Annotated in this window: 24 protein-coding genes and 2 pseudogenes; all 26 read right to left on the bottom strand. The window is 35.7% G+C overall.

Annotated elements, in window-relative coordinates; translation table 11 throughout:
* Nucleotides 1-70 precede the first annotated feature (70 nt).
* Nucleotides 71-370, bottom strand: a complete 300-nt coding sequence (locus tag NYE68_RS10350) for a hypothetical protein (RefSeq protein ID WP_124692967.1) — start codon at nt 368-370, stop codon at nt 71-73.
* Complete coding sequence (locus NYE68_RS10345; protein WP_342494127.1) at nt 363-629, bottom strand: hypothetical protein; 267 nt, start codon at nt 627-629, stop codon at nt 363-365. The genes NYE68_RS10350 and NYE68_RS10345 overlap by 8 nt, the downstream gene beginning before the upstream one ends.
* Nucleotides 630-648: 19 nt before the next feature.
* Complete coding sequence (locus NYE68_RS10340; protein WP_342494145.1) at nt 649-804, bottom strand: hypothetical protein; 156 nt, start codon at nt 802-804, stop codon at nt 649-651.
* Between the two features lie 202 nt (nt 805-1,006).
* Nucleotides 1,007-1,171: a hypothetical protein gene (locus NYE68_RS10335; protein ID WP_162992616.1), complete on the bottom strand. Its 165-nt coding sequence runs from the start codon at nt 1,169-1,171 to the stop codon at nt 1,007-1,009.
* Between the two features lie 109 nt (nt 1,172-1,280).
* A complete protein-coding gene (locus NYE68_RS10330; RefSeq protein ID WP_342494126.1) occupies nt 1,281-1,709 on the bottom strand; it encodes a dUTP diphosphatase in 429 nt (142 codons plus the stop codon).
* Between the two features lie 48 nt (nt 1,710-1,757).
* A complete protein-coding gene (locus NYE68_RS10325; RefSeq protein ID WP_014472533.1) occupies nt 1,758-2,099 on the bottom strand; it encodes an aminoacyl-tRNA hydrolase in 342 nt (113 codons plus the stop codon).
* A 1-nt stretch (nt 2,100) separates the two neighbouring features.
* A complete protein-coding gene (locus NYE68_RS10320) occupies nt 2,101-2,349 on the bottom strand; it encodes a hypothetical protein (protein WP_342494125.1) in 249 nt (82 codons plus the stop codon).
* Nucleotides 2,342-2,584, bottom strand: a complete 243-nt coding sequence (locus tag NYE68_RS10315; protein WP_342494124.1) for a thioredoxin domain-containing protein — start codon at nt 2,582-2,584, stop codon at nt 2,342-2,344. The genes NYE68_RS10320 and NYE68_RS10315 overlap by 8 nt, the downstream gene beginning before the upstream one ends.
* Nucleotides 2,585-2,608: 24 nt before the next feature.
* Entirely contained in the window at nt 2,609-3,346 is a 738-nt protein-coding gene (locus tag NYE68_RS10310; protein WP_341124035.1) for a hypothetical protein, read from the bottom strand.
* Nucleotides 3,336-4,310 carry a class 1b ribonucleoside-diphosphate reductase subunit beta gene (nrdF, locus tag NYE68_RS10305; protein ID WP_342494123.1) on the bottom strand — a complete coding sequence of 325 codons (975 nt, stop codon included), beginning with the start codon at nt 4,308-4,310 and terminating at the stop codon, nt 3,336-3,338. Before nrdF ends, NYE68_RS10310 begins: the two co-directional genes overlap by 11 nt.
* A 329-nt stretch (nt 4,311-4,639) precedes the next feature.
* Nucleotides 4,640-5,596 (bottom strand): annotated as a pseudogene (locus NYE68_RS10300) (ribonucleotide-diphosphate reductase subunit alpha); the annotation flags it as partial.
* 280 nt (nt 5,597-5,876) lie between these two features.
* A pseudogene (locus tag NYE68_RS10295) lies at nt 5,877-7,019 on the bottom strand (ribonucleotide reductase N-terminal alpha domain-containing protein); the annotation flags it as partial.
* A complete protein-coding gene (nrdI, locus tag NYE68_RS10290) occupies nt 6,982-7,377 on the bottom strand; it encodes a class Ib ribonucleoside-diphosphate reductase assembly flavoprotein NrdI (protein WP_169539298.1) in 396 nt (131 codons plus the stop codon). The gene nrdI and the pseudogene NYE68_RS10295, both read right to left, overlap by 38 nt.
* Nucleotides 7,374-7,739, bottom strand: coding sequence for a hypothetical protein (locus NYE68_RS10285; RefSeq protein ID WP_169539297.1), 366 nt, complete (start codon nt 7,737-7,739; stop codon nt 7,374-7,376). Before NYE68_RS10285 ends, nrdI begins: the two co-directional genes overlap by 4 nt.
* Before the next feature lie 18 nt (nt 7,740-7,757).
* Entirely contained in the window at nt 7,758-7,907 is a 150-nt protein-coding gene (locus NYE68_RS10280) for a hypothetical protein (RefSeq protein ID WP_157799577.1), read from the bottom strand.
* A 16-nt stretch (nt 7,908-7,923) separates the two neighbouring features.
* The gene (locus tag NYE68_RS10275) at nt 7,924-8,214 is read right to left on the bottom strand and encodes a hypothetical protein (RefSeq protein WP_342494122.1); all 291 of its coding nucleotides are present in this window, start codon (nt 8,212-8,214) and stop codon (nt 7,924-7,926) included.
* A 46-nt stretch (nt 8,215-8,260) separates the two neighbouring features.
* A complete protein-coding gene (locus NYE68_RS10270) occupies nt 8,261-8,533 on the bottom strand; it encodes a hypothetical protein (protein ID WP_142295831.1) in 273 nt (90 codons plus the stop codon).
* A 13-nt stretch (nt 8,534-8,546) separates the two neighbouring features.
* The gene (locus NYE68_RS10265; RefSeq protein WP_335432287.1) at nt 8,547-8,849 is read right to left on the bottom strand and encodes a DUF1653 domain-containing protein; all 303 of its coding nucleotides are present in this window, start codon (nt 8,847-8,849) and stop codon (nt 8,547-8,549) included.
* Nucleotides 8,809-9,027 (bottom strand): hypothetical protein, encoded by a 219-nt coding sequence (locus tag NYE68_RS10260; RefSeq protein ID WP_342494121.1) that lies wholly within the window; start codon nt 9,025-9,027, stop codon nt 8,809-8,811. The genes NYE68_RS10265 and NYE68_RS10260 overlap by 41 nt, the downstream gene beginning before the upstream one ends.
* Before the next feature lie 104 nt (nt 9,028-9,131).
* Nucleotides 9,132-9,455 (bottom strand): hypothetical protein, encoded by a 324-nt coding sequence (locus NYE68_RS10255; RefSeq protein WP_342494120.1) that lies wholly within the window; start codon nt 9,453-9,455, stop codon nt 9,132-9,134.
* A 49-nt stretch (nt 9,456-9,504) separates the two neighbouring features.
* Nucleotides 9,505-9,822 (bottom strand): hypothetical protein, encoded by a 318-nt coding sequence (locus NYE68_RS10250; RefSeq protein WP_342494119.1) that lies wholly within the window; start codon nt 9,820-9,822, stop codon nt 9,505-9,507.
* Between the two features lie 80 nt (nt 9,823-9,902).
* Nucleotides 9,903-10,250, bottom strand: a complete 348-nt coding sequence (locus NYE68_RS10245; RefSeq protein WP_053574325.1) for a hypothetical protein — start codon at nt 10,248-10,250, stop codon at nt 9,903-9,905.
* Between the two features lie 13 nt (nt 10,251-10,263).
* Nucleotides 10,264-10,671, bottom strand: coding sequence for a hypothetical protein (locus NYE68_RS10240; protein WP_014470222.1), 408 nt, complete (start codon nt 10,669-10,671; stop codon nt 10,264-10,266).
* A gap of 12 nt (nt 10,672-10,683) precedes the next feature.
* Nucleotides 10,684-11,004, bottom strand: coding sequence for a hypothetical protein (locus NYE68_RS10235; RefSeq protein ID WP_053574326.1), 321 nt, complete (start codon nt 11,002-11,004; stop codon nt 10,684-10,686).
* Nucleotides 11,001-11,126, bottom strand: a complete 126-nt coding sequence (locus NYE68_RS10230) for a hypothetical protein (RefSeq protein ID WP_014470220.1) — start codon at nt 11,124-11,126, stop codon at nt 11,001-11,003. Before NYE68_RS10230 ends, NYE68_RS10235 begins: the two co-directional genes overlap by 4 nt.
* Nucleotides 11,127-11,157: 31 nt before the next feature.
* On the bottom strand, nt 11,158-11,631 hold the full coding sequence (locus tag NYE68_RS10225) for a hypothetical protein (protein ID WP_342494118.1): 474 nt from the start codon (nt 11,629-11,631) through the stop codon (nt 11,158-11,160).
* Between the last annotated feature and the right edge of the window lie 576 nt (nt 11,632-12,207).

Genomic DNA, 12,207 nt, shown 5'->3' with positions numbered 1-12,207 from the left:
AAGTAATAACGTAAAATATGTAATTATAATGCATCTCCTTATTTTATTTTTATCCTATAAACAACTACAACTAATCAAATAACTCTCCGGCTCTCTTCATGTCTTTGATTTCCTCACTCACACTTTCTTTGATTACATGAGGTAGCCGGTCAATTCCTCGTTGTATTCTTTTCTGACCTGTGTTTCTTATATGTATTGTTAGTTCTTTAAAGGCCTCCATTGATTCGTCTGATATTAAATCAAACAGCCGTTGTATCTTAGCTAATAAGCTTATATATTCTTCATCGTCTTCACTGAAAAGTTTGAGACCCTGTTCAAGGTTGTTTATTTCTTTTAGATGATTTTTTATTTTTTCTATGTGATTATCCATGACGGTTAAACCTTTCAACAATTTCTAAAACTTCAGCGAGCTTATCCGTTAGCTGTCTTCCCAGGTCTGTTGTTTGTTCCTGATCCAGTTTGTTCATTTTTCCTTTGCCATTAAGAATATCTCTCTTTTCCTCCAAAATTCCAATTTCAATTTTAATCAGTTCTCTATAAGCTTCGCTTTCTTTGGGAAGCAATCCAGAGACAACTTTTACTGCCTGTAGTTCTTTGTTTAATTTATAATAATGATAAGTATTCTCCATATCTTTTCCCCTTTTTGTTTTAATTTAATTCTAATAAACTCAAAAAATTAACTGCTGCAACTCTATACCTTTGGTCTTCTTCATAAGTTGCAACTTGTTTCATATGCTCAAAGAACTTATCCTCAAGCCCTTGTTTTTGAATAAATCCCAAACAAAGTCCGTTTCTGAAGAGCATGTCATCATACTTTGCTTGTAAATCTTTACGACTGTTATTGTTAATGATCTTTTTCCTCCTTATTGTTTTAGATAAAAGTCTTCTTTTATAGAGATGTTCGTTCAATCGACATCCCTACATTAATGTGATAAATGTGAAAAAATAATCCCTTTGGTATCCCTAAGTTCTTTATAAACTTCAGTCATCACAATTTCGCTTTTTTCTAAATTTTAAACTTGTACATGTTCCCTTTTCTGTCTACATGATAGCGTCCTTTTGGATAATACACATATCCATCTGCATTTACCTTATCAATTACATTAAACATGAATTCGCCATGTTTTGTATTCCCTGTCATCCACGCCTTTTTACGTAATCTTTTTTTCATCCAGCATCTCCTTTGTAGGTATAATTGTTGAATTTTTTGAGTATTTTAAGTTGTACCCTGGCTAAGACCCTCCACTGGACAAACATCATGATCTAAGCCAGGGCTTGTATTACTTAGTTCCAGTCGATCCGTGCCCACCGCGATCATCGTTGCCTAGATGATCTACCTCAATCAATTCAACTGCAGACATTTTCTTCATAATTCTGAACTGACAAATACGATCCCCTTTTTTAATTTCTGTATCCCGTAATGCATATGCAGGGAAGAACCAGAAATCATTGTCTCCCTTGTAGGACTCATCAATAACACCCATTGAGTTTGTCTCAATGATGCCAAAGTTTTTAAATGTGCTTGAACGCGGAACAACATGAGCCTCATATCCTTCTGGCAGCTCCATGGCCACACCTAATGGGATAAGTTTGAATTCACCTTTTTTGATTGTTATATCTTCAGCTGCCCGCAGATCAATCCAATCCCCTTTATCAATTATGCTGATTCTTGTTTGAGTTTCGTCTAGATATTTGATTTTAATTTGCATTATGTATTAACTCCTTTTGTTTTTTAATTTATTTTGTCCAACAATATTTTAATTGTAGAGTTTAAGATTTCTCACCCATTCGGGAAGCTGTTCAGGTGTCTTAATGCCGTAGTTGATACAAGTCAGAGTATTAGGCTCAAGTTGTGTATAACCTTTATCTCTAATAACAGTATATCCTCCTGCATGTTCTAACTCTTCAAGTTTGTATTGGGGGCATTTTAAGATGATTTTCTTTTGTTCTTTCATATATTCATCTAGGCTTTTAATTTCTCTTCCTTCACTTAATGGCTTGACTGCTTTGTGATATACATAGCTCATTACTGCATGCCCAACCTGCCCAGCTAACTTCCCTTTGCTGATTTTGATATCCTCGTTAACTAAAATATACATTCTATAATCTCTCATATTTAACCTCATTTATTGATCCTTTCTGATCGATTTCCCACTGTTCCAAATTCAAACTCTTTACTGTATGAGGAGATACTTCATCACACCAGATGACTGGTGTACCGGTGTTGTCTGCATTATCTCCATAAACTGTGTAATTGCAATTGGTTTCAAAATGCCAATCACCTTTTAGGCACTTAAGTGTGTCACCAATCTTAATTAAAGACTTTTGCTCTTCTGTGATTTTAAACAACCTCCCTCACTAACTTATCAAGCTCATCAGGTTTAAAGCCAATGCTCCGCTTTACTTCTTCTCCTTGCTCATTAAGCAAGATAGTTACCGGTACACCCATTACCTCATATTGCGCTGCTACTTCTGGCTTCTGTGTTTCATCCACTGCCTCAAATTGAATATCTGCTTGTTCTAAGTAATTGGATACCATTTTGCAGGGATTGCAATTCGGTTGCTCTAATTTAATCAGTCTCATTATACTGATACCTCCTCAAAGTACTTAAGCACTTTTATTTTTCCAATTAGATTTCTTAATTAGTTTAAAAGTCCAACCATTGTAGTCCGAACGCTCCCCTCGTAAGCATTTCTGTATTATTGCACGGTGCAGGCCGAACTTTTTAGAAAAAGGTCGAAGTCCCTCTACTCGTATAATTTCACCGTCAGGAGATTTGGCCATAAAGTGCAAACGAGCATTCGTTAAATCTCGATAAGCATTATTGATTTCCCTGGTGACAAAGCAACAAGTTTCTAAGGAATAAATCTTTTGACTTTTCGGTATTCTTTGTTGTTTCATGTCTTTATCAAGAAAGAGTTTTCGCTTATTGAAAAGATACTCATCATATCCCTCTATCTTTGAAACATCTTCTAGAAAATTCTTAAAACAATGCCATCTCTCACAAACTCTAATCCCAGAACCGCCATAGTTAGAATACTGTGGGCAACTGACATCGTAGCACCGTTCTAGCATCCCCTTCCAAACGGAGTATACATTCTTCACATCTACCATCTTTACATCACCAAGATACCCTACTCCGAACACTGAGCGCTCATATCGGTCTTTTATTTTTCCACGTTTAATTTCAACCTTTTCTACGTCCCGTTCGTATCCGGTCTTTATGAATCGTATTCTAAATAATTTTGTTCCATTTTTCTTTTGTCCATTTGTCCGTAGAACCTTATATTTCTGACCATGATTATTCGAGAACACGCTCCCGATCAGATCTTTTTCAATCCTCAAAATAAAAATCCTCATTTTTTAAGGCTTCAGCAGTAGCCTTCCTGTAAGAATTCCCTTTTTGACTAAAGAAGTCCATAGACTTGGTTTTTGTACTCAATCCGTTCAACACTACTGGATTAATTTCTTCTTCATGGAAATAGTGGTCAAATCCCAGATTATTTAAGGCTTTATTTGCGTTATAACGAATAAACTTTTTTACATCATGAGTTAGCCCAACTGGATCATATAAATCTGTTGTATAATCAAGCTCGTTTTCATATAAGTCGAGCAGCAAATCAATAGCCCATTCATACAGCTCTTTTTTCTTGATTTCAGTTTTTTTGCTATAGATTTCCTGAGCCAGTAATCCAGTGTATACGCCGTGCAGTGCCTCGTCACGGATAATAAGGTTGACTATTTCTCCGCTATTCATTAGCTTCCCTTGTCCGTAGAAATATAACGGATAATAGAAACCGCTGTAGAAAAGGAAGCTTTCCAGATAGACGGAAGCAACCATCGCTTTGAACAGTGAAATTTCATCATCTTTTTGAATGGCTTTGTAAAGCCCGACAATCATTTGCGCTTTTTTCTGCAAATATTTATTCTGCTTTACCCATTCAAATACTTCGTTGATCGTTTCAGTCGGAGCAAGCGTCATAAAAATATTTGAATATGATTTTGCGTGCACCGCGTTTTCCATCATCGCCATGAAATTAAGAACCGCTTTTCGCTGATGGCCTTCGACGTGCTCGGCCACAATCGGCATGCCCGTGTTCCCCTGCTCTGTATCAAGCAGTGTCAGGCCGGCGAGCACCTTCATGTACGTATCCTGCTCATTTTTACCCAAATACTTCCAAGTGAGAAGATCGCCGTTTAATGCGATCTCTTCCGGAAGCCAAAACTGCTTTACGTTTTGGTTGTAAAACATTTGGGTGAAATCATCTTCATGCTTTGACCAGTTTGCTGCGTCATAAATTTTTGTCAATTAATCATGTCCTTTCAATTGAAATATTTTTTCGTAAAAAATGTAGTTCATTTTAAAAGCTGAATTGACAGACTCCTATATTACTGTCTAAACATTCGAAAGGAATGAAAGACAGTGAATTTTTTAGATAACCTTATATCTTTGTTAGAGAGCCCTGTCATTTCAAAAGGATGGTGGCGTGATAGGCTTTTATCATATTTAATCGAATATATGTTGAAGTTTATATTTGGCTTACTTTGTAACGCTTTAATGAGAATATTTAAAAAAATTAAGTGTAAGCGACGTCCGGGGGATCCTGTTAATTTTGAACCAAAACGTAAAGGCACCTATTAAACTACACAGGACAAGCATCCCTCTTGGGTCGTATCCTTTGTTCTTGCATAATACAAGGTCTTAATTCCTTTATGATGAGCGTAGAGGTCTATTCTATTTAGATCTCTCGTCGTCATCGTATCCTTCAAGAACAACGTAAATGAAATCCCCTGATCGACGTGCTGCTGAATAGTTGCAATTAGATCAACTACCTTAAACATATCCATGTCGTACGCTTCCTTATAGAAGAACCAATTCTGAGCCGATAAGCCTGGCATTGGATAATATGTCTTACTGTTTCCGTATGTACGTTCCTCAATTCTCTCCATAATAGGCATTACACCGGCCGTAGATGATTGAACATATGAGATGCTTCCAGTAGGTGCAACAGCTTGCCTGTATGAATGATACAAGCCATATTTCATAACATTCTCTTTAAGCTTCATCCAATCTTCAATGTTAGGAATATGTTGATCTCCAAACAGGTTTTTAACCTTTTCATAATTAGGGCTATAATCATTTGTCACGTACTTATCAAAATACTCACCTTTTTTGTAGGTCGACCCATCAAACTTGTAGTACGTCTCCCCTGCTTCTCTTGCAATTTCCATTGATCGTTGCAGGGAGTAGAAGTTAACCATCATAAAGTATGTATTTGCAAAATCCTTAGCTTCTTCACTTTCATAAGCGATTTTATTTTGAGCTAGAAAACCATGCAGGTTCATCTGCCCTAGACCAATTGATCGCATTAGTGTATTTGCTCTCGCAACAGCTGGAGCATTTACAATGTTTGTTTTCCTTGTAACAGTTGTCAGTGAGTCAATTGCTATTCTGACCGTTGAGGCAATTGATTGGTTGCTCATTACGTTTGCAATGTTCATGGATCCAAGATTACATGAGATATCTAATCCAATTTCATCTTCCTGATCGTAATCTGTATAAACTGACACTTGTGATGCTTGGAGTACTTCTGACTTTAATATTCAACGAAAGGCGCAACACTCTCGTCCGTTCTCTTATGAACTGCTTACGATCACTCGTAAGAATAGACTATATCATCGACCTATAAGGCCGCCCGCCGTTTCCATCGCCATATGCTTGCGATGTACTCTACTCCCTTACGCGTATGCGTGGTTTCGATAGTCGTTCGGCATTTCCGCAAGGTGCGGGTTAGCACGGTATTGTCTATTGAATAGAGTTTCACCGTTTAGACGGGTTTGCTACGATCATTACTGACCGAAGGTGCTACAGTTAACACAAATTAGAAAACTTCACTTTTGAAATATGTTCATTTGGATGCACTTTATTTACATTGTCAGCAAACATAATATAAGGATAGCCAGATTCACTTCTCAGAATGGCTAATTGCTCCAACAGCTTCCGAGCATTCCCCTTTGCTTTTCTAACCCTTGGATTTTCAACAAGCTCATCATACATTTCATTGATATCCATCTCATCGAGATATTGTCCGTATTCTTTGTAAACTGAATGAGGATAGAACATGTAAAAGTCTTTATCTTCTCTTGCCAGTTCAATAAATTTATCAGGAAGAATTACACCAATAGACAGTGTTTTAACTCGGACATCTTCATCAGCACTTATTTTTTTGGTATCCAGGAAGTCTGTGATGTCTGGATGGAATACACTTAGATAAACTGCTCCTGACCCTTGTCTTTGTCCCATCTGATCTGCATACCTAAAAGCATTATCAAGAAGTTTCATCACGCCTACGACACCTTTTGTTACATTTTCCACATCTTTAATGGCTTCGCCTTTGGCTCTTAATTTATTTAAGTTTAATGCTACACCCCCGCCTAACTTAGACAGCTGCATGGAAATATCGATCGCCCGTGAAATGTCATTCAAACTGTCGCCTACTTCAAGTAAGAAGCAACTGACCATTTCACCCCTTCGCTTACGACCAGCATTAATGAAAGCCGGCGTAGCTGGTTGATACTCTTGTTTCATCATAGTATGCACTTGCTCAACCGCTTTTTTATAATCTCCCCTTGCGAAAAATAAAGTTGCGATTGACACACGATCCTCATATCTTTCAAGAATCTTTGTTTTGTCGTTTGTCTTCAATGCATAGTCATTGTAGAACTTAAAGGCACTCATGAAAGATGGGAATCTGAATTTGTAACTGTAAGCAATTTTAAAAATCGATTTAATCTGTTCAAATGTGTATTCGCTTAAGAATTCTTCTTCGTAATAATCATTTTTAATCAGATAATCCAGTTTCTCTTTTAAGTCATGGAAAAAGACTGTATTTTGATTTATGTAATCAACAAAGTAACTGTGTACGGCCTCTTTATCTTTATCAAATTGAAACTTACCGTCTTTCTGAATCATGATCTCATTATTGAGCTTGATCCACTTTGGTATTGTGTTTGTCAATAAGTTGTACCTCCCGATTAATCTTCTGCAAGTCTTGTTTTGTTCCACTTAGTTCAAACTTTAATAACAATGGTACGTAGAACATTGCTGAAAGCTTGTCCCCAGCTAAGCCATAGTTATCACCCCATGCCTTGTTACCACTCACAGCAACTCCTTTTATTTTATTTTTATTCTTAATAATAAAATGCAAAGTCCTTTCAGGTACTTCCCCAAAGCCTATCGTATATGTAATATGTATGAATTCTTCCTCGACAATTAAATCATCTGTAATTTCAATGATGTCGAAGTTTAGCTCCCTTTGTAATGCTTGAGCAAACCTTTTCACGTTACCTGTCTTGCTTTCATATGTAATAATCAATATTCTTTATATGCTCCGTTAACTAAGCTGTTCGTGGTTGTTTCTGCTTCATTTTCAGTATGATGGAATGCTTCAGATATTTCTAAATTAATATCTCCCATTTCCATGTAACCTTTGGCCATACTTTCATATATGGTGCTCCTCTTTTTCTCAGCAACAGGAACGTAATCATCTAGATTCTTTTCTAATTCAACAAATTGATTCCCCTGTTGGTCAGTTCCAATAATATCTCCTTCAAGTACAGGAAAAGATTGCCCATCAGCTAAATGAATATGAGTATTCTCAGTAGCTATTGTAAAGGTAATAATGTTTTTCTTTTTCACATATGGTTGAGTTGAATCAATACGTTTAGCAGCTCCCATTCCACAACTCCCTTTTCTCTATTTTTTGTTTTTATCTTTTTCGTGTCTTACGTCTAACTTATCCATATCATTGAGAATATGGTCAATAACAACATCATTGAACTTACCATAGACCTTATATCCAATTAATTTGCTTCTGAGATCTCTCCACTTTCTTGCTGCACTCATATAACTTCTCCTTCCTTTAATTATTTTTATAAGTCGCCAAATACTTTTCAATCGCTTCTTGTCCTCTTCTATTAAAGGCATCGAATCCAAAAATGACTTTTTTCCCGCAAAGTTCGTTATAGTTGTAATAACAGCCTTTGTTTTCATTCCACTCTATTAATCCAGTTTGAGATAACGAATAGCCCGATCTCATTTTTAAAGGGAGTGGTTCGCCCAAGAGTTGCACTATACCCAGGTCAACTAAATCTAAAATTCTTTTACTTGGTAAGGATGTCCTCAATACTTCTACTAATTGTTTTTTATTCATGTCTTCTCTCCATTCTTTAAAACTGTGATTTTATAGAGTTATTCTCTTACAATAAATGTCCATCCATTACAACTATGCCTTCTTCTCTGCCTTTTAAATTGTTTGTAATCTCATCTTTAAAGAAGAATCCTTGTTCAAATCCAGTTCTATGAATGTAGGCTTTTACTGCATGATCTAATGAAACTTCATACATTTCTTTGCTAAGATTCTCTTCGTCATCATCAGCAACTTCTTCTGTATACAGCTTCATTGCATCTTCCTTTGTATTTGCCTTGATTAATGCATAATATGGATCGCTTACCTCAAAGAATTTCATCATATTTCGTCAACTCCTAATCTATTTTTGTAAATCTCTTAATCTCTTTACCATCAATAATCACTTTTCCAAAGAACATTTCTTTAGGTCTTGCCCAAAGAACTCCGTCATGGTCTTCATATATAACCAGCTTTTCTTCTGTTTCAGTGTGAATAGCCTCTCCAATAACCTTATACAGACCGCCTTTATAATGTCTAAACTGGAAACCAACTACATCGTATGTATCCTTCAAAGCATCCAACAACTTCTGTGCATCTTGAGCACTTTTTGAACTGCTGTCATATTTGTTGAGATGTAAAACCGCTTCCTGCATTTTCATATTCACTTTGTTCATCCTTCCCGGTTCCTCGAAGTGCATTAATTCTATTCACCATTTCTCTAAGCTCTTCAAGCTTCAATTTTGCATTTTCATATTCCCACTCTGGATAATACAAAGTTTCCAGCTCCAAAATTCTTCTCTTGAGTAGATTGAGGACTTCTGATAATGCCTTATCCATTCCAATTTCCTCAGCAGTTGTGTTTGAATTTATCAGAGCTTCTCGAATACGTTGAGACTGCCTTTGACTTATACTAATGTCTAATCAACTCCTTAAAATCATCCTTATATAAAAATCGGAATTTCCTCTAGCTTAAGTAAAATATTATAGTTCCCATTTGTTAACCCTCGAGATTCAAAATCAGTAACTGAAAAGAATGATTTCCCCGCTCCAATCTCTTGTAATGTTAGAACCAACCTTTCTTTAAGATTATTTAATAAATCAGTGTATTGAATTTTATCAATCTTCCATTGTGGCACATTGACCAAAACCAATTTTCCGTTTTCTTCTCTGACTTCTCCAAAAAAATTCCCCATACGCACTCTATCGTTTGAGAGATACTTATATAATTTTTCTTTGTAAAACACAATATTTGCTTCTCTTTTCATGATCCTCTTCCTTCCACTCACTTTTGATTAAAATAAAACTTTTAACCGGTTATGCGTTTAGCACTCCGCTCCATTCATTGAATTCCTTAATGTCATTTGTAATGTCATCTGCTTTTCTCTTTTTTGCTATTTCTTCTGATTCGACATGACTAATAATTTTTTTAACTTTATCAACTAGTGTCAATCTTATAAAGGGAGAAGGAACATGTAACAAAGGCATTCCATTGCCTGCAGCCAGTGTGCATTTTGTAACAACATCCTTAACCTCCCATTCTAGAATTTCCCACCCTGCCCTCTTTCCTTCATCAGCAATTAATTTAATTTCATATGTACCTCTAGCCGTTGTAATCTTCTTTGTTAATTCCATAACATCACCCTCCATGTATTTAAGTTCATGCGATTGAAGAAAAGAATTCTTTCGCTTTGAATATTCCGAATTTCTTCTTGTTAAATAAATAGTGTGCTCACATACAGAACAATCAACGCAAAAGCTGAATACAGTAAAGACTTACCTGCTTTCTTGAAGATATTCTCGTTTCTTTCTTGATCTGACTGTTTTACACCTTTGACAAATACGTTGAGTAAAACACCAATAACAAATGCATGAGGTAAAGTGACATGAACATTTTGAATATTGTATGTATCAATAAGCAATGGATTTAACACATGATTCAATCCATAATAGACAACTAGTGACATAGTCAATGCTTCAACAAAAATAAGTAACCCAACTACAATCAGAGAACCTGATCCGATAAAGAAACCGTTCCAAATATCTTTTGTATCCTTATTCAAAAAAATCTCTCCTTTAGTCTTTTTTAATTAACCTCTTCCACCAGGATGTTTTACTCACTTCATTTTGTTCTTCAACTTGATGATTCTCTTGTCTGACATGTTTCTGCCATTCCTCTTCAAATTCCGCTTGCTCTTTAATTGCTCTTTCAAGACTTTCTTTGTCTTCAATTGTCTTAATGATCTTATCAGTCTGATATGTCCATTCATTTTTTATGTTGCGCTGCCTGTCTGTTACGACTACGTATTCGTTAAACCCTGGGATATACACTTTCCCTCCGACTTCAATTGGGTCTAAATCAATAATTCCTTCGAAGAAGGCTTTGAACTCAGTTTTTTCCTTTTCAGTAATACCGCAAAGAATATCCAGCCCCCAACTTTTCTTAATTACCTTCCCTTCAAATGTTGCTTTATGCCGTCCCACTTATCCACCTCCTTATATGTAACTTCCTAATGTGTAATCTGAGATAATTCCCTCTTCAATTAAGTAAGACATAATTTCTTGGACTTTATCATGTATGATATGTGGAAATTCAAGTTTTTCTCTTGTATAAGCATTCATGTAGTACTGATAATCATATGGTTGCAAACTTCTTTCATTTAGAACATCAATTTCACCGTTTAGACTGTTTTTATGTATTGTTAAATTAAAAGTAATATTAGGGTGAATTGATTTTATGAAGTACCACTTTGATTTCACGTGATCTGTAAAACCGATGCCTCTCATTTGTTTCTCTTCAAGTATGTGAAACCTCATTTTTCTCCCTCATTGATGATTTTCTTTACGGCTTTTAAAAGCATGTTTAGTGATTTCTTGTCACCCATTTCATCCCGATTGACCTCAATAAAGTGAACTGCTGACATTAATTTATCCTGCATTTCAGTTGCTCCTCTCGATAAAAATTGAATTTTAACCTAATTTCTCCAAGATAATTTTAAGATAATCTTTGAAGTCAATAGCTACAGCTTCTTCACCTTCTACACGTTTCTCATCTCTTACGCCAAAAAACCATCTATCACCTACCCACTGGCTTGCAGTTATATTATTTCTCCCGAACACATCATGGCCTTTGAAAGGATTTGCCTCTTCTATTTTCTCTAACATAGACCTTATGTCTGTGAAATACTTAGAACGTTTTTTAAATGCATAGAAGCCAGATTTTGTGGGGTTTTTCACCACTTCATCTTTAAAGAGGTCATATGCTTCTGTTCCTGCACGAACCCCGAAATACTCAGAATGATAAAACGAAAAACCATCCTTAATTCCGTATGTTGCTTCGAATTCATCAAAGAATTTGTTAGTATCTTCTCTTCGTTTCTTCTCAGTTTTATACCAATCGCTTTCTTGCTTAATCTCGTAAATTGGTGCATCTAATGTTTCCATGCTCTATGCTCCTTTTTTGTTTATCACCTAAAGACATTATTTGTTTTGATTTGTCGTATACTGCGCTTGCCCGGGAAATTATAAATATTTCCTTCTGACTATTTCCCTTCACATTGTTCATATCACTGTAAGAATAACTCCAAGAATGAGTGTACATCCTCCGATTAAGAAAACCGTAAGATAAAATGGTTTGCCTTCTTTAAAGTTCTTATTCTCAACCAAACATGCCATTCCATTGCCTAAGAATATTGAACCGAATAAGATCAGACCCAGTACTAAATATGAAATTTCATCACCTCCATTCTCGATAAAAGGAATATTTTATTTTTACTCTAAAAATAACTGCAAGTATTCCAATGTCTTTTCTAATTTCATGTCTTTACAGTTTTCAATACATTCTGTCTTGATTGCTTCCCCACATTCTTTGTGTACCGGATATTCCTTATAATCTTTGTGGTCAGCTATTCTTATGTAATAAACGATCTCGCCAATGTGATCCTTGCATTTAACACACTCCAATGCATCACCTCGCTTCCTATATTTCTAATATACTCGCATCTCATCAATTAATCAATA

This window comes from Bacillus sp. FSL R5-0447 (genome assembly GCF_038606125.1).
Taxonomy (GTDB): Bacteria; Bacillota; Bacilli; order Bacillales; family Bacillaceae; genus Bacillus; species Bacillus velezensis.
The sequence above is the reverse complement of the archived record's forward strand: the minus strand, read 5'-3'. Positions and strand labels throughout refer to the sequence as shown.